The 21,005-nt window shown below is 70.5% G+C and carries 15 protein-coding genes; 6 read left to right on the top strand and 9 right to left on the bottom strand.

Going from position 1 to position 21,005, the window contains the following annotated elements; all coding sequences use genetic code 11:
- Window positions 1–20: 20 nt before the first annotated feature.
- Window positions 21–1,760: a cellulase family glycosylhydrolase gene (locus OG272_RS01430; protein ID WP_328222183.1), complete on the bottom strand. Its 1,740-nt coding sequence runs from the start codon at window positions 1,758–1,760 to the stop codon at window positions 21–23.
- A 156-nt stretch (window positions 1,761–1,916) separates the two neighbouring features.
- Here OG272_RS01430 and OG272_RS01425 point away from each other — a divergent pair, with 156 nt between their 5' ends.
- On the top strand, window positions 1,917–3,002 hold the full coding sequence (locus tag OG272_RS01425; protein WP_327731864.1) for a LacI family DNA-binding transcriptional regulator: 1,086 nt from the start codon (window positions 1,917–1,919) through the stop codon (window positions 3,000–3,002).
- Window positions 3,003–3,103: 101 nt separating this feature from the next.
- Window positions 3,104–4,624: a glycoside hydrolase family 43 protein gene (locus OG272_RS01420; RefSeq protein ID WP_326573425.1), complete on the top strand. Its 1,521-nt coding sequence runs from the start codon at window positions 3,104–3,106 to the stop codon at window positions 4,622–4,624.
- 55 nt (window positions 4,625–4,679) lie between these two features.
- Here OG272_RS01420 and OG272_RS01415 read toward each other — a convergent pair whose 3' ends face one another.
- The 4 genes from OG272_RS01415 to OG272_RS01400 are packed head-to-tail and all read right to left on the bottom strand — an operon-like array spanning window position 4,680 to window position 9,783.
- Complete coding sequence (locus OG272_RS01415) at window positions 4,680–5,516, bottom strand: ABC transporter ATP-binding protein (RefSeq protein ID WP_405892230.1); 837 nt, start codon at window positions 5,514–5,516, stop codon at window positions 4,680–4,682.
- A complete protein-coding gene (locus OG272_RS01410; RefSeq protein ID WP_405892229.1) occupies window positions 5,513–7,273 on the bottom strand; it encodes a dipeptide/oligopeptide/nickel ABC transporter permease/ATP-binding protein in 1,761 nt (586 codons plus the stop codon). Before OG272_RS01410 ends, OG272_RS01415 begins: the two co-directional genes overlap by 4 nt.
- A complete protein-coding gene (locus OG272_RS01405) occupies window positions 7,270–8,211 on the bottom strand; it encodes an ABC transporter permease (protein WP_326573419.1) in 942 nt (313 codons plus the stop codon). The genes OG272_RS01410 and OG272_RS01405 overlap by 4 nt, the downstream gene beginning before the upstream one ends.
- Window positions 8,212–8,220: 9 nt before the next feature.
- Window positions 8,221–9,783 (bottom strand): ABC transporter substrate-binding protein, encoded by a 1,563-nt coding sequence (locus OG272_RS01400; RefSeq protein WP_405892228.1) that lies wholly within the window; start codon window positions 9,781–9,783, stop codon window positions 8,221–8,223.
- Window positions 9,784–10,148: 365 nt separating this feature from the next.
- Between OG272_RS01400 and OG272_RS01395 the strand changes: the two genes are divergently transcribed.
- Window positions 10,149–11,150, top strand: a complete 1,002-nt coding sequence (locus OG272_RS01395) for a LacI family DNA-binding transcriptional regulator (protein ID WP_327731867.1) — start codon at window positions 10,149–10,151, stop codon at window positions 11,148–11,150.
- 136 nt (window positions 11,151–11,286) lie between these two features.
- On the top strand, window positions 11,287–12,207 hold the full coding sequence (locus OG272_RS01390) for an alpha/beta hydrolase fold domain-containing protein (RefSeq protein WP_405892227.1): 921 nt from the start codon (window positions 11,287–11,289) through the stop codon (window positions 12,205–12,207).
- Between the two features lie 201 nt (window positions 12,208–12,408).
- On the opposite strand, the gene OG272_RS01385 is transcribed toward OG272_RS01390, so the two are convergent.
- Genes OG272_RS01385 through OG272_RS01375 form a run of 3 tightly spaced genes read right to left on the bottom strand, consistent with a single transcriptional unit; the run spans window position 12,409 to window position 17,155 of the window.
- The gene (locus tag OG272_RS01385) at window positions 12,409–15,051 is read right to left on the bottom strand and encodes a family 78 glycoside hydrolase catalytic domain (protein ID WP_405892226.1); all 2,643 of its coding nucleotides are present in this window, start codon (window positions 15,049–15,051) and stop codon (window positions 12,409–12,411) included.
- On the bottom strand, window positions 15,048–15,824 hold the full coding sequence (locus OG272_RS01380; RefSeq protein WP_326573410.1) for an alpha/beta fold hydrolase: 777 nt from the start codon (window positions 15,822–15,824) through the stop codon (window positions 15,048–15,050). The genes OG272_RS01385 and OG272_RS01380 overlap by 4 nt, the downstream gene beginning before the upstream one ends.
- Window positions 15,821–17,155, bottom strand: coding sequence for an MFS transporter (locus tag OG272_RS01375; protein WP_327731870.1), 1,335 nt, complete (start codon window positions 17,153–17,155; stop codon window positions 15,821–15,823). The genes OG272_RS01380 and OG272_RS01375 overlap by 4 nt, the downstream gene beginning before the upstream one ends.
- A 188-nt stretch (window positions 17,156–17,343) precedes the next feature.
- Between OG272_RS01375 and OG272_RS01370 the strand changes: the two genes are divergently transcribed.
- Complete coding sequence (locus OG272_RS01370; protein ID WP_326573407.1) at window positions 17,344–18,351, top strand: LacI family DNA-binding transcriptional regulator; 1,008 nt, start codon at window positions 17,344–17,346, stop codon at window positions 18,349–18,351.
- A gap of 446 nt (window positions 18,352–18,797) precedes the next feature.
- Complete coding sequence (locus OG272_RS01365; protein ID WP_405892223.1) at window positions 18,798–19,766, top strand: alpha/beta hydrolase; 969 nt, start codon at window positions 18,798–18,800, stop codon at window positions 19,764–19,766.
- A 165-nt stretch (window positions 19,767–19,931) separates the two neighbouring features.
- Here the strand turns inward: OG272_RS01365 and OG272_RS01360 are convergent, their stop codons facing one another.
- The gene (locus OG272_RS01360; protein WP_405895971.1) at window positions 19,932–20,813 is read right to left on the bottom strand and encodes a helix-turn-helix domain-containing protein; all 882 of its coding nucleotides are present in this window, start codon (window positions 20,811–20,813) and stop codon (window positions 19,932–19,934) included.
- Window positions 20,814–21,005 lie beyond the last annotated feature (192 nt).

Genomic DNA, 21,005 nt, shown 5'->3' with positions numbered 1-21,005 from the left:
AGGGGACGCTCAGGGGATGCTCAGGCGGGCGAACCGGTCACGGAGGTTCCCGACTTGGTGACGTGGTACGTCGTCGTGGCACCGCTCCAGAAGTGGAAGGTGAGCGTCACCCGGGCGCCGTCCCGCAGGGAGCTGAAGAACTCGGCGGTCAGCTTGACGGAGTCGCCGGTGTACGCCGAGAACGCGGTGTCCCACTGCTGGTACGAGGTCCAGCTCGCCGGGCCCGCGTTGCTCCCGTCGTCGTACTTGGCCTCCATGGTCGCGAGCATGTCGCCCCGGAACTGCGTGGGGACGGACAGGCCGCCGGTGTTCCCCGAGGCGTTCGACAGGACCGGTCTGTCGTAGGTGATCACATCGATCCGCCACGGGACGCCGCGGGAGAACCTGGCCTCCAGTGTCGCGTTGACGCCGTACGCCCGGTCACCGGCCAGTTCCGTCAGGGCGGTGGCCGTCAGCGTGAGCCGGTTGCCGGAGACCGTGTAGTCCCTGTCCCTCAGAAGATTGCGGGAGCCGTGCCGAAGTCCCTGGAAGTCGGTGCCGTTGGTGTTCAGCGTGAGGTCCTGGCCGGTGATGGCGCCCGACTTCGGGAGGAACACCATGTCGCTGGAGGCGGTCCCGGAACGGGTGGTCCAGCTCGACTTGATCTGGCCGAACAGCTCCGGGTCACGCCATTGCAGGGTGTTGCGGTTCAGGAACTGACCGGCGTCCCACAGCATGGTGGTGAGGTTCCGTCGGCGGGCGTAGTCGCCCAGGAACTCGAAGTACTTGCGCTGCTCGCCCCGCTGGATGATGCCGGGGCGGTTGTGGTCGTAGGCCAGCAGGGCGTACTCGCCGATGACGACGGGGATGCCGCGCGCCGTGAAGGTGTTGTACACGCGGTCGAAGGTGGCGGTGAGGTCCTGCTCCGAGGTGGCGTCGAACCGGGTGTACCCGGCGATGTTCACGCTGAACGGCCACCAGCCGTAGAAGTGGACCGTCGTGGCCACCATGGGATCGCGCAGGTCCGCCAGCTCGGTGGCCAGCGCGTCGAGCCGGCCCTGGTCGGCGTTGGTGTACAGGGTGGGCAGCACGAGCAGACGGTTCGTGTTGCCGCCGCCGGACTCACGGACGATCCGATGCGTCACCTTGTTGAGCTCGGCCAGCAGCCGGTAGTTCTCGTCGTCACCGGACGTGTTGCTGAACGTGGGCTCGTTGATGCTCTCGAACGCCAGCTTGGGCGACCTGTCCCGGAACTCCGCCGCTATCTGGGTCCAGGTGGCGCTGTAGCGGGCGAGGACGGCGTCGTGGTCCGTGGACAGGGTGTTGACCCACATCCACGAGTCGTGGTGCATGTTCAGGAGCACGTACAGGTCTTCGGCCAGCGCCAGGTCGACGACCTGGCGCACCTTCGCCATCCACGCCGGATCGATCGTGTGGCCGGGGGCGGAGCCCTGGTGGATGCCCCAGGTGACGGGCAGCCGGATGCTCTTGAAGCCCTGTGACTTGACCTTCTGGAAGAGGGCCCGGGTCACCGGAGGGTTGCCCCAGGACGTCTCGTCGGGAATGGCGTCGTAGGTGTTGCCCAGGTTCCATCCGGGCTGCATGGCCGCGACCGCGCTGCGGGCGGCCGGGGAACTCGCCGGCGGGACGGGAGGATCGGCGGCCTGCGCGGTGGCGGGCAGCAGAGGGAGCAGGACGAGCGCCAGGACGAGTGCCGTCAGTCTCCGTGGGGGGCGCGACGACCGGCGTCGCGGAAGCAGTCTTGCGAGTCTCCTCGTCATCACGTGCACCTTCTCGTTGGGGGGTGTGCGACACGTGGGGTCGGCCGGAGGCCGATAGAGATACAACGCAGAGAGAGAAAGTTTCGCTATTCGCGCCGGAGAAATTAACATGAAGAGGTGCCGGAGACCACAGATGCGGCGGTAAGAGATGCCAGAATGAACCGGGCACATCCACAGGACGGGCGGGCGATCTTGGCTGATTACGCGGCTGACGGGCCGGTGGACAGGAACGACGGGCAGGGCGACACGTCCCGGCCGGTCACGATCGCGTTCATCGCCGAGTCGGCGGGGGTGTCGGTTCCCACCGTGTCCAAGGTGATCAACGGCAAGTCCGGCGTCTCCGCGGACACGCGGGCGCGTGTCGAGGAGCTGGTCAACAGGTACGGCTACCGCAAGCCGACGGGTGCCAACCGGAACAACGTCGTGGAGCTCGTGTTCCGCGAGCTCAAGCACATGTGGGCGGTCGAGATCATCCGGGGTGTCGAGCGGGTGGCCCGTCAGCACCGCGTGGGCGTCATGGTCTCCGAGTTCGGGCTGCACGACGCGGACCTGCCCACCTGGGACGACACCGTCTCCCGACGGCCGAACTGCGTGCTGTCCGTGGCCCAGCTCTCCGAGGCCGAGCGGGAGCAGCTGAAGGCCAAGGGCATCCCCTTCGTCGTCTTCGACCCGGCCACGGAACTGCCGGACGACGTCCCGTTCGTGGGCGCCACCAACTGGTCCGGCGGCCGGGCCGCCACCCGCCACCTCACCGAACTCGGGCACCGCCGCATCGCCATGATCAGCGGCCCCGAGGACCAGCTGTACTGCTGCGCCCGGCTGGACGGATACCGCTCCGCGATGCAGTCCGCCGGCCTGCCGGTCGATCCCGAACTCGTCACGTACGCGCCGCTCACCAGTGAGGACGGCTACGAGGCGGCGCGCTCCCTGCTGGATCTGCCGGAGCGCCCGACGGCGATCTTCACCGCCAACGACCTGCAGGCACTCGGTGTCTACCAGGCGGCGCGCGAGGCCGGTCTGCGGATCCCCGACGACCTGAGCGTCGTCGGATTCGACGACCTGCCGGTCGTGGCCTGGGTGGATCCGCCCCTGACCACCGTTCACCAGCCCCTGACCGAGATGGCCGTGGCCGCGACCGAGCTGGCGCTCACGCTCGGGCGCGGCGAGGACGCACCCCAGGCCGGGCTGGAGATCGCGACGACCCTGACGGTCCGGGCCAGTACGGCCCCGCCGAAGGGCTGACCCGCGAGGTCATTGACCGCCCGGACGGGCCGTGGCTAGCCTGCTCGAAGGGAAACTATCCATCGTTGGATGAGAAACTTTCGTAACAGCGAAAGGACCCGATGAGGGTGACGAGCGTGTCCGAGGCGGGAAACACCATCAGCAACCCGGTGATCCCCGGCTTCTACCCCGATCCGTCCATCTGCCGCGCGGGCGACGACTACTACATCGCGTGCTCCAGCTTCGAGTACTTCCCCGGCGTCCCCATCCTCCACAGCCGCGACCTGGTGCACTGGACCCAGATCGGCAACGCGCTCGACCGCCCGAGCCAACTGCGTCTGCCGCTGGACACCGCTTCCTCCGGGGGGATCTACGCGCCCACCCTGCGCCACCACGACGGCCGGTTCTGGCTGATCGTCACGAACGTCAGCGGCGACGGCAATCTGCTGTTCACGGCCACCGACCCGGCCGGGCCCTGGTCCGATCCGATCAGGCTGCCCGGAGTGCACGGCATCGACCCGGACATCGCCTGGGACGAGGACGGCACCTGCTGGTGCACCACCGCCGGAGTGGGACAGATCCGCCTCGATCCCCACACCGGGGAGACGTTCGGTGAGCGCCGGCAGCTGTGGTCGGGGGCGCCCGGCGCCAAGGCCCCCGAAGCACCGCACCTGTACCGGATCGGCGACTACTGGTACCTGCTCATCGCCGAAGGCGGCACGGAACGGGGCCACGGGGTATCGATCGCCCGCGGCCACACCCCCACGGGCCCGTTCGAGCCCTGCCCGGCCAACCCGGTCCTGACCCACCGCGGCACCGACCACCCCATCCAGAACACCGGCCACGCCGACCTGGTCCAAGGCCCCGACGGCTCGTGGTGGATGGTGCTGCTCGGTGTACGGCCGGGCGGCGGCACCCCCGGCTGGCACGTACTGGGCCGGGAGACCTATCTGGTGCCGGTCGAGTGGGTCGACGGCTGGCCCGTCGTCGGCGAACTGTCCTGCGTCATGCCCGCCCCGCCCTGGCCCCTTCAGCCACCCGCCGCCGCGCCGGAGCGCCGGGACGACTTCGACGTGACCGAGCTGGCCCCGCACTGGATCTCGCCGCGTCAGCGCCTCTCGGAGGACTGCACCACGAAGGAACGGCCCGGCCGGCTGACCCTGCGTGCCCGCGGCGGATCACTCGACGACGCCGACGTGACGTTCGTGGGCCGCCGGCAGCAGCACCCGTCGTGCCGGGTGCGCACCTCGCTCGACGCGGCGGAAGGCGAGGGCGGCCTGGCCGTTCGCCTGGACGAGAGCCATCACTACTCCGTGGAGGTCACGTCCGGACAGGTGCGGGTCCGTGCCCGCATCGGCCCGTTGCACACCGTCGTGGCGTCCCGGCCCGCGCCCTCGGGGCCCGTGGTTCTCCGTGTCGAGACGGTCCCCGTGGACACCGTGAAGGACGCGCGTACCGGCCCCGACTTCGTCGCGCTCGGCTTCGAGGAGCCGGACGGCGCCTTCGTCGAACTCGCCTCGCTGGACGGCCGGTATCTGTCCACGGAGGTCGCCGGCGGGTTCACGGGCCGGGTGTTCGGCATGTTCGCCTCCGCCGACTCCGTGCACTTCGACTGGTTCGACTACGAGCCGCTCGACCACTGAGGCGGCCGGTCTCGGGCCGGCCCGAACCGCTGTCACGAGGTCCCCGTGGTGTCCGTCATGCGGTCGCCTTCATCTCCAACCGCTGCCGGCGGCGCGTGCGTTGCAGGTCCGGGTCGGGGACGGGGGCGGCAGCCACCAGACGCCGGGTGTACTCGTGCCGCGGCCGGTCGCACACGTCGACGCTGCCTCCCTCCTCCACGATGCGTCCGTGTTGCAGGACCAGGGTGCGAGCCGCGAACTCCTTGACGACCGCGAGGTCGTGCGTGATGAACAGGTACGCGCACCCGAGCGTGTCCTGGAGCTCGGAGAGGAGGTTCAGCGCGGCGGCCTGGGTGGTGACGTCGAGGGCACTGGTCGGCTCGTCGCAGATGATGAGCTTCGGCTTGCGGGCCACCGCCCGGGCGATGGCGATGCGCTGGCGCTGGCCTCCGCTGAACTGGGCCGGGTAGCGGTCGGCCGCGTCCTCCGGCAGCCCGACGCGGCGGAGCAGATCCCCGATGTCGTCACGGACCTCGCGGGGCGAGCGGGCCGAACCGACGAGCAGGGGCTCGGCCAGCGTCCGGCCCACGGGCAGCGCCGGGTTGAGCGACCCGTACGGATTCTGGAAGATCGCCTGGAGATCGGAGGACAGCAGCCGACGGGCCCGGCCGGTGAGGCGGGTGATGTCCCGCCCGTCGAGCAGGACCCGTCCGCCGCTGACCGGGGTGAGTCCCAGGACCGCTCTGCCGATGGTGGTCTTTCCCGAGCCGGACTCACCCACGAGGGCGACCGTCTCGGCGTGCCCGACCTCGAACGACACGTCCTCGATGACGGTGGTCGGGGGCTTGCGGAAGCCACGGGCCGGGTAGCGGACCGCGAGGCCGTCTATCTGGAGTGCGGGTGTTCCGGTCACGTGATCCTGCCCTCCGTACGAGCGATGCTGGGTGTGCTCTCGATGAGCTTCTTCGTGTACGGGTGCCGGGGCCGGTAGAAGATGTCCTCGACCGAGCCCTCCTCCACGATCCGGCCGTGCTCCATCACGATCGCGCGGTCGCAGCTGTCGGCCACCACGCCCAGGTCGTGGGTGATCAGGATGATCGCCATGCCGTGTTCGTCGCGCAGCGACCGCAGCAGGTCCAGGATTCCCGCCTGCACGGTGACGTCCAGTGCCGTGGTGGGTTCGTCGGCGATCAGCACCTTCGGAGACCCGGCCAGCGCCATGGCGATGACGACGCGCTGGAGCATGCCGCCGGACAGTTCGTGCGGGTGCCGGCGCGCGATGTCGTCCGGATCGCGCAGGTGGACGCTGGTCAGCAGCTCGCGGATCCGCTGTTGTACGGCGTCCTTGCCGCCGCGCCCGGCGTCGATGCGCCGGATGACCTCGGCCAGCTGGGAGCCGATGGTGAAGTACGGGTCGAGCGCCACCATGGGTTCCTGCGAGACGAGAGCGATCTCGCTGCCGCGGATGCGCTGCAACTCGCGTTCCGGCAGGCCGCTGATGCGGGTGCCGGCCAGCCAGGCCGCGCCGCTCGTCACCGCCCCGTTGGGCGGGAGGAGCCCGAGCAGGGACAGTCCCGTCACCGTCTTTCCGCTGCCGGATTCGCCGACGAGTCCGAAGATCTCACCGGGGCGGACCGTGAAGCTGATGGAGTCGACGACGTCGCGTGGCCCCTGCGCGGTGGCGAAGGCGATCGAGTAGTCGCGCACGGCGAGCACCGCCCCGTCCAGCGATGTGTCCGACGGCTTGGCGGCGGTCTGGGAGGCCGCCGCGGGAACCGGCCGTCGCGACCGGCCGCCCGTTGCCTGCCGCCGGTCCTGTTCGAGGTCGCGCAGTCCGTCGCCGACCAGCCCGAAGGAGAGGGACATGAGGCCGATCACGCCACCGGAGACGAACAGCAGGTAGGGGTCCTGCTGCATGATCTGCGCGGCCTCCCCGACCATGCCGCCCCAGCTGGGGGCGGGCGCGGGAGTGGCCAGTCCGAGGAATCCGAGGCCGGTCTGGATGGCGAGGGCGTTGCCCGAGAAGAGGAAGATCGGGACCAGCAACTGCCCTGTCAGCCGGGGGAGGATGTGGCGGGCCATGATCCGTGCCGGGCCGAGCCCGGACACCCTGGCGGCGTCCACGAACAGCTCCTCGCGCAGCGCGATGCATGAGCTGCGGATGATCCGGGCGAGGCCCGCGGAGGCGAAGAAGCCGAGCGTGAGCATGGCGGCGACGTTGCTCTGGTAGAAGATCGCGAGGACGGCGAGCGTGATGATGACCGCGGGGACCGAGAGCATGACGTCCAGCAGGGCGACGATGACCCGGTCGGTCCAGCCGCGCAGGTAGCCGGCCAGCACGCCCAGCGACATGCCGACGACGGCGTAGACGAGTACGGCCACCCCCACCCCGATCAGGGTGGGCCGTCCGCCGTGGAGCAGTCGGCTCAGCACGTCGCGGCCGAGGACGTCGGTGCCCAGCGGATGGTCCGCCGACGGACCGGACAGCGTGTGGAGCAGATCCTGCGCCAGCGGCGGGTGCGGTGCCAGGAGCGGGGCGAGCACCACCGCGACGGTGATACCGACGACCACGACGAGCGATGCGGCGGCGACGGGACGGCGCCATATCCCGGCGAACGGGTTGATCCGCGCCCGCGATCGCGCCTTCAAAGGCGCCTCGACAGTGGTCATTCCGTACGTACCTTCGGGTTGAGGAGGCTGTAGAGGATGTCGACGAGAAGGTTCACCACGATGACCATGACCGTGAAGGTGATGGTGAGGCCCTGCACGACCGGCAGATCGTGCTGGTTGGTCGCGTCCACGACCGTGGTGCCCAGACCGGGCAGGGTGAAGACGTTCTCGACGAGGATCGTGCCGGGGATGAACGTGATCATCATGAGGCCGATCGTGGTCACCACCGGCAGTCCGCAGCCCCGCAGGGCGTGCTTCCAGATGATCGACGAGGGCCGGATGCCGGAGGCCCGCAGCGTTCTGATGTGGTCGAGGGCGAGGGTGGACAGCATCGCGTCGCGCGTGACCTTGGAGATGAAGGCGACTCCGCCGATCGCGAGAGAGATCACGGGCAGCACCAGGCCGGACGCCCACTGCCCCGGCGACTCGGCGAACGGGGTGTACCCGGTGGCGGGGAAGAGCGAGAACTTGACGGCGAACACGGCGACCAACACCAGTGCGATCCAGAAGTTGGGCACCGCGCTGCCCAGCAGGGACACGATGTCGAACAGCCGGCGGCTGACCCGGCCGCGCGTCGCGCTGTACACGCCGAGCACGACACCGACCAGGGTCGCGAGCACGGTCCCTCCGATCACCAGCGCCAGGGTGACCGGGAGGCGCTGCCCGATCAGCCCCAGCACGGATTCACCGGAGAACAGCGAGCTGCCGAGATCGCCCCGCAGGACGTCGCGGAGATAGAGCCAGTACTGCACGACGACCGGCTGGTCGAGATGCATGGCGGCTCTGAGCGCGTCGTACTGCTCCTGCGGAGCGTTGATCCCGAGCACCGTTCGTGCCGGATCTCCCGGCACGAACGATTCCAGGAGGAAGGTGATCGCCGAGACGATCACAAGGAGCGGGATGGACAGCGCCAGCCTGCGGAGAATGATGGGAAGCATCGGCCCTCGTCAGCGGGTGGTCCACAGGGTGTTGGAGGTCAGCTGTGCGCCACCCTCCGGGAACTTCACCCCGCGCAGCTTGCTGTTGTACATGGCGATCGTGTCGGTACCGGAGATCGGCAGGGCGAGCGCCTTGCGCACGATCACGTCGGTGAGGTCCTTGGACGCAGCCGCGCTGGACTTCGGGTCCGATCCGGCGAGCCGGGCGTACGCGGCTTCCACCTCGGGGTCGGCCACGCCGAAGAGGTTCATGATGCCCGTCTTGGTGAAGGGCGGCTGCTGTGCGTAGAAGTTGGGCTCGCCGCCCGTGCCGGGCGAGAGGACGGTGGCGGCGTACTTCTTCGTCAGCAGGTCGTTGATCCAGCCACCGAAGTTCGTGGCGGCCCTCAGCTTCAGCTTGACGCCCACCTTGGCGAGTTGCCCCTGCACGGCCTGGACCATCTTGGCCGTCGAGGGGTCGAACGACCCGTAGTTCACCGGGATGGTCAGGCCCTTGGCGTATCCCGCCTCCTTCAGCAGCTTCTTGGCCTTGGCGGGGTCGTAGGGGTACATGTCCGCGGCGGCGGTGCTGTAGCCGTCGTAACCGGGCATCTGGGGCTGCGAGACCGGGGTTCCGTAGTCCCCGTAGACCGCCTTCGTGATCGCGGAGCGGTCGACGGCGAAGTTCAGCGCCTGCCGGACCCGCTCGTCGCCGAGCCCCTTGACGACGGTGCCCTCACGGTCCAGGAGGAACAGGCCCGCCCAGGTGGTGGGCTTCTGCAGCGTGGTGATCCCTTTGGTGCCCTTGACGGTCGGCGCCACGTCCGGGGTGCCGTACATGAGGTCGATCTGCCCGGACTTCAGGGCCTGCACCTGGGAGTTGACGTTGGGCATCACCCGGACGGTGATCTTCTTGAAGTGGATGGCGGACTGGTCGTAGAAGTTCTTGTTCGGGACGTAGACGTAGTGGTCGCCGGAGACGGACTGCTGGGCGCTATAGACGTAGGGTCCGGCGCCGAAGGTCGTGGAGGCCAGCTTCTTCGGGGCCTTCAGCCCGGCCGGGCTGATGATGGCGCCGCCCATGTACGGGGGAGTGAACAGGGTGCCCATGTCGGGGTTGGGCGTGGGGCTGGTGATCAGGACGGTCGAGCTGTCGGGCGTGGCGAACTTCAGGGGACGGAACCAGGCGGCGGCGGGTCCGCTGCCCTTCTGGAAGTACGTGAAGGAGTTGACGACGTCGGCGGCGGTGAGCGGTGTGCCGTCGGCGAACTTCAGGCCCTTGCGCAGGTGCAGCTCGAACTTGGTGTTCTTCTTGCCGACGTAGCCCCACTTGTCGGCCAGGCCGGCGCCCAGGGTGCCGTCGGGCTTGCGGGTCAGCAGCGTGGCGTAGGCGGGGTCCATGTAGTTCAGGAAGGGCCCGACGGCGACCTGGGCGGGGTCCAGGCTGTTGGGTGCCGAGGACAGGGCGATGGTCAGGTTCACCGGGCCGGCGCTGCCGCCGCTGCCGCTGTCGGTCTGTCCACCGCCGCAGGCGGCGAGCGTGAGCGTGACCACCACGCCGATGGAGGCCTGGAGGGCGGTTCTTCTCTTCATTGAGGGTCTCCGAAGGAAAAGGTGGGCCGGGGTAGGGAGAAGCGAGCTGTTCTCGTGGCTCGCGGAGGGGGCCCTGGAGGCGGACGCCCGGCGAGCGGATGCGTACGTGTTCAGATGAGGGCCCGGCGGGGAGACCGCCGGGAGCCCTTGCGACGTAGCCGGAGGATCACTCCGTCTCGTGGGCGTCGCAGGCCGTCTGCTTCAATGTCGGCGATCGGATGAGTCGATAGGGCGTCCCCATCGCACAACCTCGCATCATGGCTACTCGGAGTTGCTTTAACGTGTCGCTAACACGTTAAAGTGAGTGCCCGTAAACTAACTGTGTCTCCTGCGTTGCGCAAGAGGTTCGTGGAAGGTGGTCGTCGATGGCACCGCGGAGCGAGCGAGTGACGAGTGCGGACGTGGCCCGCGAGGCCGGTGTGTCGCGGGCGACGGTGAGCTTCGTCCTCAACAACACCCAGCATCAGAAGATCACCGACGCGACACGTCAGCGGGTGCTGGCGGCGGCCCAGAAGCTCGGCTACGCCCCGTCGGCCGCGGCGCGGACCCTTCGGTACGGACGTTCCGACGTGGTGCTCGGCCTGCTGCCCGACTGGCCGCTCGGCCACGCGACGGGCCGCCTCGTCCAGGAGCTGACGCTTGCGTTCGCGAAGCGCAATCTCACCTTCGTCGTCCACTCCGGCATCCGGGGCGCCCGCTCGCTGGGCGAGATCTGGAAGGCCCTCACACCGGCCGCCGTGCTGGCCTTCGCGCCGTTCTCCGACTCCGACGCCACGGCGATGCGGGCCGCCGGCATCGAGGTGATCGCCGCCCTGTACGACGACAAGGGGATCGGGGCGGACGAGGGCATCACCAACGCGAACGCGATCGGTGCCGCTCAGGCCCGCCACCTGGCCGCCTCCCACCGGCGACTGGGATACGCGTACCCCGACGACGAGCGGGTCGCCGTCTTCGCCGGACCGCGCCTGGAGGGTGTCCGCAAGGTCTGCGCCGAGCTGGGACTGCCCGCTCCCGATGTCCGGACCGTCCCCCTGACACCGGACGCCGCGGCCGACGCGGTACGGTCCTGGCGCGCCGCCGATCCCCCGGTGACCGGCATCTGCGCGTTCAACGACGACGTGGCCATGAGCGTGCTGGCCGGGCTGCGCCGGCTCGGCCTCGAAGCCCCTCGGGACATGGCGGTGGTCGGAGTCGACAACACCCCTGCCGCGGCGGTGTCCAGCCCTCCGCTGACCAGCGTCGTCCAGGACCTCCCCGGAATCGCCGAGCTGTACGCGGACTCGGTGCGGGCCGCGCTCGACAGCGCGGAAGCCACCGGAAACCAGGTGCAGCCGCACATCCGGCTGGAGGTACGCGAGTCGGCGTGACCGTCCGAGCAGCCCCGGCCAAGGCCTGACTCAGGTGACCGGCACCGGCTGCGTCCCCTGTGGGCCACCACGGTTTCGGCGTGCCCGCAGGTGCGCCCGCCGCCCCATGTCCAGACGTCACGGAAAAGAGGTCACCATGCCCCTCGACCCCTATCTCGCGGAGAGGCTGCACCTCCTCGCGGGCATCACGTTCGCGGATCTCGCGGACCCGGACGCGCAGTCCAGGTTCGGCGCGTTCATGCGGGATCCGGCGCAGTGGGTGCACCCCGATGTCACGGTCGCGAACCGCGAGATAGCCGGCCCTCACGGCCCGGTACCGGTCAGGACGTACACCCCGCCGCGCCCCGGTTCCGCGGCAGTCCTGTGGGCGCACGGCGGCGGCTTCCTCGGCGGCGACCTCGACATGCCCGAGGCACACGTCGTCGCTGCCGAACTGGCCGCGCGGACCGGGGCCGTGGTGGTCTGCGTCGACTACCGGCTGGCGGTCGGCGGCGTCCGCCACCCGGTCCCGGTGGACGACGTGTGCGCCGCGTGGCGGTGGCTGAGGACCGAACTGGCCGCCGACGCCGATGCCGTGGCCCTCGGCGGGGCGAGCGCGGGCGCGGCGCTGGCCCTCGCCACGGCCCTGCGGGACCGGGAGGAGGGACGGCGACCGGCCGATCTCCTGCTGCTCGCCTACCCGTTCGCGCACTTCCCCGTCCCGGCCCTGGACAGCACCATGGCGGCCGAGATGGCGGCCCTCCCCCCGACGATGCGGTTCACCACGGCGGACGTCGAGTTCATGGTGGAGAACTATGTCGGCCGGCTCACCGACCTCCCACGCGACGCACTGCCGGGCGCGGCCCCGCTGCACGGCCTCCCGCCCGTTCACCTGCTGGTCTCCGAGTACGACGACCTCCGGCCGTCGGCGGAGCTCCTGGCGCGGCAGTTGACCGCGTCCCAGGTCGAGGTCAGGACCTACCTGGCCCCCGGCATGCCGCACGGCCACCTCAACCGGACCCCGGCTCTCACCGAGGTCGACCGGTCACTCGACTTCTTCGCCGACGCACTGCGATGAGGATGAGAGGGACGTCGCCGACGAACTCCGCGTGCCCGGACGGCCTTTCCCGAGGCCTCGGCATGGTGTAGGTCGGCCCCGAGGCCCAAAAGGAGGCGGCCCGCCGCGTGTCAGGGAGCAGCGGGCCGCCGTCTGTGAGCCCGGTTTCCAGGACCGGGTGCGAAGGGAGCCGATGGCGACGGGCTCCGGTTGCGGGTGGCTTCAGGGACCGATGACCGGACGCAGGGACAGGAGGTGGCTGCCGGATGCGAGCCCGTCGACGGCCTCCGCGCAGCGCCAGCCCTCGGGCGGGCTGAAGCGTCCCGTGGTGCCGGGCGGCAGTACCGCCTTCACCGTGAGGGTGTCGCCGCTGATCGACCAGGCGACGGACGCGGTGCCGTACGGGGTGGTGATCGAGGCCTCGGCGGAGGTGAGCGTGGAGCCGGGGCGTGGGGCGATGTCGAGGGTGCGGTAACCGGGCGCGGTGGGCCGTAGACCGGCCACGGATCGGTAGAGCCAGGCGGCGACCGCGCCGTAGGCGTAGTGGTTGAACGACAGCATCGTGCCCGCGTTCTCGACATCGATGGTGCCGTCGGGGCGGATCGCGTCCCACCGCTCCCACATGGTGGTGGCACCCCGGGCCACCTGGTAGAGCCAGCCCGGGCACTCGGGGTTGAGCAGCAGCTCGTACGCCTCGGCCGTGTGGCCGGTGCCGCTGAGGGCGGGCAGTACGAACGGGGTGCCCAGGAAGCCGGTGGCGATACGGCCGCCGTTGGCGCGCACCAGACCGGCGAGGGCCTTGCCCACGTCGGCCCGCTCGGTGTCGGGCGCGATGCCGAAGGACAGGGCCAGCGCGCAGCCCGTCTGGGTGGTGCGGGCGTGGTCGCCCCACTTGCGCCAGGCGGCCTCGGCGGTACGCCCGTGCAGGGCCTCGTACCGCACGGCGTCGTCGAGACGGCCCAGCTCACGGGCCGTGTCGGCGAGCAGGCGGGCGCTGTGCGCGACGAAGGCGGTGGCGACGTAGGCGGAGTCCGTGGTGGCGCGCGCCGGGTCCTCCGGAGGCGCGGCGGGGTCGAGCCAGTCCCCGAGTTGGGCGTTGCCGCTCCAGGTTCCGTCCTCGTCCAGGTGGTCGACGGTGAACTCGACCCACGCGCGCATGGCCGCGTAGTGGCGGTTCAGCATGTCCCGTCGGCCGTAGGCCTCGTAGAGGGCGGTCGGTACGACCGTGGCGGCGTCGCCCCAGCCCGCGGCGGCACCGGCGAACGGCAGCTCGGCCGGCGGCAGTTCCCCGAGCGGTACATCGGGGATCACCATCGGGACCGCGCCGTCCGGCCGTTGCTCGATGCGGAGGTCGGTGAGCCAGCTGTCGAGGAAGGAGCCGCTGTCGAACGTGGCGCACGCCGTCGGGGCGAAGGCCATGATGTCCCCGGTCCAGCCGAGCCGTTCGTCCCGCTGCGGGCAGTCGGTCGGCACGGCGAGGAAGTTGCCGCGCTGGGAGCGTACGACGTTCGCGTACAGGGTGTTCACGCGCTCGTCGGAGCAGCGGAACTCGCCGATGCGGCGCAGGTCGCTGGCGACGACCTCGACCTCGATCGCCTCGACGGTCACGTCCGGTGAGGTGCCGATCTCGGCGTACCGGAAGCCGTGGAAGGTGAACTCCGGCGTCAGTTCGGCCGTGCCGCCGGCCAGGGTGTACTGGTCGGTGGCACGGGCGCCGCGCAGGATGCTCGTCAGCAGCCGGCCGTCGCCGTCGAGGACCTCGGCATGCCGGACGGTGACGGTGCTTCCCTTCGGGCCGTCGACGCGGAGTCTCAGCCAGCCGGTGATGTTCTCGCCCGCGTCGACGGCGATCGAGCCGTCGGGCAGGGTCCGCCGCTCCGGCCGGATGACCTGGACGACCCGCACGGGTGGGTGGGCCCGCTGCGTCAGCCCGGTGGGCAGGGGGAGTGTGGCGGCGGGTTCCCAGTCGGTGTCGACGAAGCCCGGCAGCCGCCAGCCTTCGGGCTCGTGGCGGAGGTCGCGTTCGCAGCCGTCGTACAGGTCCGCCGCCAAGAGGTCGCCGTAACCGCCCTTCCAGTGGCCGTCGGTGGTGACCGTGACCCTGGTCCCGTCGGCCAGGTCGACTTCGAGCTGGGCGAGCAGCGCCGTCGTGTCCCCGTAGACGTCGCGGTTCTTGTGCCAGGTGAGATGACCGCGGTACCAGCCGTCGCCGACCGCAGCGGAGAGGGCGTTCGCGCCGGTGCGGAGCAGGCCGGTGACGTCGTAGGTGGCGTAGAGCAGCCGGTTGGGGTAGCTGGTCCAGCCCGGTTCCAGCAGGTCCTCGGAGACGGCACGGCCGTTGACCGTGGTGCTGTGTACGCCGAGCGAGGTGACGTACAGGCGTGCGGATACCGGCTCCGCCGGGAGGTGGAACTCCCGGCGGAGCAACGGCACGGGGCCGGGGGAGGAACGGCCCCGGTCACTGGGCAGGTGGACGGGGCGGGCCGCCCAGTCCACGTCGTCGAGCAGCGCGGCCTCCACCCGGGCGGCGTCGCTCCATTCCGTCCACCCGAGGTCGGTGCGGACACGGACACGCCAGTACCGGGTCTCGCGGCTGTTCAGCGGTTGCGCCGGCCACGGGTGGTCGGTCACCGTGTCGGACTCGACGTCTCCGCTGGAGGTGGTGTCGCTGAAGGACGCGTCGGCCGACACCTCGATCTCGTAGGCGTGTTGGAGGATGCCCGGCCGTTCGCCGGTCAGTGACCACGACAGGCGCGGCATGGGGTACGGGGTGGCGACGAGACCGGAGTCGTCCGCGGTCCGCAGGCCGGTGACCGAGGTCGTGGTGTCCGTCGCGTGGCGTGGCACAGGGCTCGACGTCTTCATCGCTGGAGGTGCCTCCGGAGGAATCGCAGCGTGGAGTGATGCAGCGTGGTCCGGTGGGGGACGGTCCCCCAGGCGTGGTCCGCGCCTTCGACGATCTCGAGTTCCGCGTTCCCGTCGTAGTGCTCCAGGTAGCGGCGTACGTACTCCAGGGGTGCGATGTCGTCCTTGTCGCCGTGCAGGATGTGGACCGGCCCGGTGTACGCGCCGGACCTCCCGTAGACGTCGAGGCCGGCTATGTCCTCCACGAGAGCGGGACTCATCCGGTGGCCGTCGGCGTCGACATAGCCCTTCTCCTCGATCTCCGGGGCGAGTCTGCGGCCCTTGAGATAGCCCCTGCCGATCTCGAACGGGGCGACCGCCGCCGGGGACCACAGGCACAGCGCGCCGATCCCGGTCTCCTCGGCGGCCGTGATCCCGGCGACCACGCCTCCCATGCTCATGCCGACCAGGCCGATGCGGTCGGGGTCGACGAAGTCGAGGGTCCGGACCGTCCGCAGGATCGCGCGGGTCTCGGCGATCTCGCCGGTGATGGTCACGTCGAAGAAGTCGCCGTCGCTCTCGCCGTGGCCCGAGAGGTCGAACCGGACCGAGGCGATGCCGTTGGCGGCCAACAGCCGGGACATGGCGACGAAGTTCGGCAGTTCGATCCGGTTGGAGGTGAAGCCGTGGACGAACACCACGGTCGGATGGCGGGTGTCCGCCGGTCCTTCGGGGATGTGCAGTGTGGAGCGCAGCGTCAGACCGTGGTGACGGAAGTCGTGATGGCGGATCAAGGAACAGCCTTTTCGGTCGTCTCGGGTGTGGGAGCGCCACTCAGGTCGGCAGGCGCCTGGGGCGGGGAAGCGTCGGCAGGCTCCTCGGCCTGCGGGGTTTTGGGCAGGCGGGGCACCCAGGCGAGGCCGATGACCGCCGAGATCACCGTGACGCCGAGGAGCAGGCCGAAGAACAGCTCGGTGTGGCCCAGGGCGAAGGCGGGCGTGGCCAGTGCGGCCAGGCCGGCCAGGGCCCGGGTGAAGGCCATGGTCACGCCGGTCGCGGTCGCCCGCAGCAGGGTGGGGAAGAGTTCCTGGGACCAGATCTTGTAGACGGACTCGCCGGCGAAGGAGTTGCCGAGGCCGGAGACGAGCATGACGGCGACCAGGGTGAACTTCCCGGGTCCGAGCAGTGCCGGCAGTGCCCAGGCGACGACGATCAGGGCGGTGCCCGCGGCGAACCAGGCGTGCCTGGCGGGGCGGTCGACCACGCGTATGAACACCAGGCCGGCGACGAAGCCCACCGGAAGTCCGAGGAGGGTCAGCTGCGAGTACTGCGCGACCTCCCCCTCGGCCAGGGCGGTCCACAGGAAGGTGCCGAACTGACCGAGGGTGTTCGCGCCGAGGTTCCAGGTGGCGTAGTAGAGGCCCGTCGCGAGCAGGGCGTAGACCGTCGGTGCCCGGAAGAGATCCCGGACGCGGCTGAACTCGATGGTCCCGGAGGCGGCGTTCGGGTGCGCGTCGGCGGCCCGGCGGGCGGCGGCCCACTCGGCCGACTCGCTGAGGGTGAGGCGCAGGAGCAGCACGACGACGGCCACGACCAGCAGGTGGGCGAAGAGGATGCGGCCGCCGAGCAGGCCCTGTGCTCCCATGAAGGAGCTGAGCAGCAGCACGGCCACGATGCCGGCCAGCCAGAGCATGCTGGAGAACACCACCATGGTGGCCTTCTTGCCCGGCGGTGCCTCCTCGTTGACGAGCGCGAGGGACACGGGGAGGTCCGCGCCAATGGCCACGCCGGTGGCCACGACACCGGCGTACAGCAGCGCGGGGCTCGCCGCCACGAGGAGCAGCAGGATGCCGGCCGCGTACAGGACGAGCGAGAAGGTGAAGATCGTCCGACGGCCGAACCGGTCGCCCAGCCGACCGCCGAAGAGCGCACCGACGGCGAACGACAGGGTCTGCAGTCCCAGCAGGGAGCCGATGCTCTCGGGGCTGAGCTGGAGCGGCGCGGCGTAGTAGCCGCCGATGGCGATGCCCGACGTCACCAGGGCGGCGGCGTCCAGGTAGGAGGCCATGCCGGCGAGTGTCGCGGTCTTCCAGGGGTTGCTCGTGGTGCTTGTCAGGCCAGACATGGGTCCTCTTCGTTGAGTACCGGAGGGGGACGGGACGGTGGGGACCTGAAGCGTGGCGCGTGGGGGGAGTTGCCGAGTGCGGCTACCGAGCGTTACTTAAACGCGCCACTTAAACGTGTAGGTTGACTGAGCGGGTAAGCTAGCCCGCAATCGCGGGGTTTGGCAAGGGGTCTGTCGGAGGGGGATGCATGGCCGGGACGTCCAGGGGCAGACGGGTGACCAGCGGGGACGTCGCGCGGGAGGCCGGAGTCTCACGGGCGACGGTCAGCTACGTCCTCAACGACACCCCGCACCAGAAGATCGCCGAGGCGACGCGCACCCGGGTGTGGGAGGCCGCCGCCCGGCTCGGCTACGCACCCTCGGCCGCGGCGCGCGCGCTGCGGACGGGGCGTTCGGACATCGTGCTCGGCGTGCTGCCGGACTGGCCGATCCAGCATGTGCTCGGGCGCCTCATCCAGCAGCTGACCAACGCCTTCGCCGAACACGAGCTCACCTTCCTCGTGCACTCCTCGGGCCGGCCCGCCCGGCCCCTGCGGGAGATCTGGCGGGCCCTGACACCCGCCGCGGTCCTCGCCCTGAACGAGTTCCCCGCGACCGACGCCGAGGCCATGCGAACGGCCGGCATCGAGGTCGTCATGACGCTGCACGGCTCGGCGTCGGGGGACCTCCGGTCCCCTCTGGTGTCCGAGGAACCGATCGGCGCGCTGCAGGCCCGCCATCTCGTCGGCTCGCACCGCCGACTCGGCTACGCCTACCCGGACCTGCCCCGACTCGACGTCCTGGCCCAGCCGCGGCTGGACGGTGTCCGCAAGGTCTGCGCCGAACGCGGTCTTCCCGAGCCCGTCGTCCGGGCCGTCCCGCTGGAACTGGGCGGTGCCACGGAGGCGGTGAAGGCCTGGCTCGCGGCCGATCCGCCGGTGACGGGCATCTGCGCGTTCAACGACGACATCGCCATGGCGGTGCTGGTGGCCCTGCAGTCCCTCGGGCTGCGCGCCCCGCAGGACCTGGCCGTCATCGGTGTCGACGACATTCCGAGCTCGGCCCTGCTGCGCCCCGCGCTGACCACGGTCGTCCGCGACACCGAAACCCTCGCGCGTGGTCTGGCCCGGCGAGTCGTCGACGCCCTCGACCGGAAGGAGGTGTCGGCCGACCCCGTCGAGGACCCGCTCAGGGTGGAGGTGCGGGACTCGGCCTGAGGTGGCGCCCGCCGGATGTCGGGGCCCGCGTCTGTGAGATGCCACGGCCGGCCGCTGCGGGATCCGTCGATCGTCGCGCTCCGTGAGGGGGCTGGACGGTGAACGGGGCGTCCGGTTACGGTTCCGCTCGTCTTCCGTGGCGCGAGGCGTCCGGGACCCTCGAACGAACGACGAGGTCGCAACCCGATGTTCGGCCTGTTCGGCCTGTTCGGCCTGCTCGGCGGGAGACATACGATCCCGCACGGCTTGGAGGGAACGAGCGCCCGCGCCCGGCCCGTACGACCCGCCGTCCGGGGTCTCGGCCCCGCCCGCCTCGACGGAAACCGCTCTTCCTCGCGGGCACCTCCGCGCTCGGCGAGCGGGCACCCTCACCGCACTGCTCCGCCCCGGCACGACGGCTTTTCCGACGGGCCGCAATGACGTCGACGATCCCCCAGGAGGTCCAGATGACCACGCCCCCTCCGCCGTTCGATCCGGAGCTGGCCGCCGCTCTCGTGGAACTCGGCGATGCGGCGCCGACCACGGCGACCCCGGAGAGCATTCCCATGGCGCGTGAGCAGGTCGGCGCCCTGGTCGCGCTCATGACGAACGAGGAGCTGAGCTGTGGCGGGCTCTTCGACGTACAGGAGCGGGCGGTGCCCGGTCCGCCGGGAGCACCGGACGTCTCGCTGCTCATCTGCCGGCCCACCTCCGTGCCGGGCCCCCGCCCGATCGTCTACTTCACGCATCCAGGGGGCATGGTCGTGGGCACCAACCGGCTGGGCCTGCCCCTGGACTGGGCCGAGGAACTGGGCCTGGTCGTGGTGTCGGTGGAGTACCGGCTCGCCCCCGAGCACCCGCACCCCGCGCCGGTCGAGGACTGCTACGCGGGACTGCTCTGGACGGCGGCACACGCCGAGGAGATCGGCGGCGACCCGGATCGCGTCATCCTGGCGGGAGGCAGCGCGGGCGGCGGACTCGCCGCGGCCCTGGCCCTGCTCGCACGCGACCGCCAGGGCCCTCGTCCCATCGGCCAGCTGCTGATGTGCCCGATGCTCGACGACCGCAACGACACCGTGTCCGCCCATCAGATGGCCGGGCTCGGCGTATGGGACCGCACCGCCAACGAGACCGGCTGGAACGCGCTGCTGGGCGAGGCACGCGGCACCGACGACGTCTCGCCCTACGCCGCCCCGGCCCGCGCGGCAGACCTCTCCGACCTCCCCCCGGCCTTCATCGACGTCGGCTCCGCGGAGACCTTCCGGGACGAGGACGTCACCTACGCCTCCAGGATCTGGCAGGCCGGGGGAAGCGCCGAACTGCACGTGTGGCCGGGCGGTTTCCACGGTTTCGACGGCCTCGTGCCCCAGGCCGCACTCTCGGCCGACGCCCGTGCGGCCCGTCTGGGATGGCTGCGACGGCTGCTGGGGGAGTGACGGCTGCTGCTGGGGGAGCGACGGCTGCTGGGGGAGCGACGGTGGGGTGACGCTGTCCACCCGCACCCCGTGGGGCCGCATCCTTCCGGCAGGGACTTCCGGAGTGAGACCCGGGGAGCCTTCGCCGAGGTCGGAGAGAGCCGATCGCGGCGGCGATCACGCGGGTCAGGTGAGTGGCTGGGACGCGGAGAGGTGTTGCTCGGTGGCCCAGGAGGTGAGGATGCGGAGCCGTTCGTGGGTGGGGGACCCGGGGGCGGCGGTCCAGACGGTGAGGTGCTGGTCGGGGTCGGTGTTGGCGGTGAGGGTGTCCCAGTCCAGGACGAGCTCGCCGACGACCGGATGGTTGAGGGTCTTCGTGCCCACGGTGCGGGCGGCGACGTGGTGATCGCCCCACCACCGGGCGAACTGCTTGTCCCGCAGGGACAGTTCACCGATCAGCTTGATCAGGGCGGGGTCCTCGGGATACTTCGCCGCTTCCATCCGCAGCTGGGCGACGGAGATGTGGGCCGAGGTCTCCCAATCGGCGTACAGGGTGCGCATGGCCGGATCGGTGAACTGGATCCGGGGGTAGTTGCGGTGCTTCTCCGGGATGCGGGAGAAGTCGGTGACCAGGGCGGCGGCCAGCGCGTTCCAGGCGAGGATGTCCCCGCGTCTGCCCTGCACGATCGCGGGGGTGGCGCTGAGGTCGTCCAGGACCCGCTGCAGCTGCGGCTGGACCTTCTGCCTGCCGCGCCGCCGGGTGCGGGTGGTGGTCCTGCCCGCGAGCTGGAAGAGGTAGCCCCGCTCGTCGTCGTCCAGGTGCAGGACCCGGGCGAGGACGTCCAGCACGGGCGCGGATGCCTGCATACGGCCCTGTTCGAGGCGGGTGTAGTAGTCGGTGCTGATGCTGGCCAGCTGGGCGACCTCCTCGCGGCGCAGCCCGTCCACCCGGCGGGGCTTGCCGGTTTCGGGCAGTCCGACCGTGCGCGGGCTCAGCTCCGAGCGGCGCTTCTTGAGGAACTCTCCCAGCTCGTTGAGGGGGGTATTGCTGGTCATGCCGCCCAGCATGACAGCGATCACGGGGGAAGAAGGAGGGGGAATTTGCTCCCAGGCTGTCGGTCGGCACCTGGTCGCGACCCGACGACAGCCCACGGAGCGTACGCAGCCTGCCTGCCTGCCTGCCTGGCCGGGATCGGGTGGCCACGGCCCGTGGCCACCCGATCCCGGAGACGCTGAACGTGCGCACGAGACCTGACCGGT

The sequence above is a fragment of the Streptomyces sp. NBC_00104 genome, assembly GCF_045160825.1.
Taxonomy (GTDB): domain Bacteria; phylum Actinomycetota; class Actinomycetes; order Streptomycetales; family Streptomycetaceae; genus Streptomyces.
Note: the sequence above shows the minus strand (reverse complement) of the source record. Positions and strands in the feature narration are given on the sequence as shown.

Bases quoted from the DNA above. Each gene is read 5' to 3' on its own strand.
- OG272_RS01385 (WP_405892226.1), bottom strand. From the start codon at position 15,051: ATGAAGACGTCGAGCCCTGTGCCACGCCACGCGACGGACACCACGACC.
- OG272_RS01375 (WP_327731870.1), bottom strand. From the start codon at position 17,155: ATGTCTGGCCTGACAAGCACCACGAGCAACCCCTGGAAGACCGCGACA.
- OG272_RS01430 (WP_328222183.1), bottom strand. From the start codon at position 1,760: ATGACGAGGAGACTCGCAAGACTGCTTCCGCGACGCCGGTCGTCGCGC.
- OG272_RS01410 (WP_405892229.1), bottom strand. From the start codon at position 7,273: ATGACCACTGTCGAGGCGCCTTTGAAGGCGCGATCGCGGGCGCGGATC.
- OG272_RS01425 (WP_327731864.1), top strand. From the start codon at position 1,917: ATGAACCGGGCACATCCACAGGACGGGCGGGCGATCTTGGCTGATTAC.
- OG272_RS01390 (WP_405892227.1), top strand. From the start codon at position 11,287: ATGCCCCTCGACCCCTATCTCGCGGAGAGGCTGCACCTCCTCGCGGGC.
- OG272_RS01405 (WP_326573419.1), bottom strand. From the start codon at position 8,211: ATGCTTCCCATCATTCTCCGCAGGCTGGCGCTGTCCATCCCGCTCCTT.
- OG272_RS01360 (WP_405895971.1), bottom strand. From the start codon at position 20,813: ATGCTGGGCGGCATGACCAGCAATACCCCCCTCAACGAGCTGGGAGAG.
- OG272_RS01395 (WP_327731867.1), top strand. From the start codon at position 10,149: ATGGCACCGCGGAGCGAGCGAGTGACGAGTGCGGACGTGGCCCGCGAG.
- OG272_RS01370 (WP_326573407.1), top strand. From the start codon at position 17,344: ATGGCCGGGACGTCCAGGGGCAGACGGGTGACCAGCGGGGACGTCGCG.
- OG272_RS01400 (WP_405892228.1), bottom strand. From the start codon at position 9,783: ATGAAGAGAAGAACCGCCCTCCAGGCCTCCATCGGCGTGGTGGTCACG.
- OG272_RS01365 (WP_405892223.1), top strand. From the start codon at position 18,798: ATGACCACGCCCCCTCCGCCGTTCGATCCGGAGCTGGCCGCCGCTCTC.
- OG272_RS01420 (WP_326573425.1), top strand. From the start codon at position 3,104: ATGAGGGTGACGAGCGTGTCCGAGGCGGGAAACACCATCAGCAACCCG.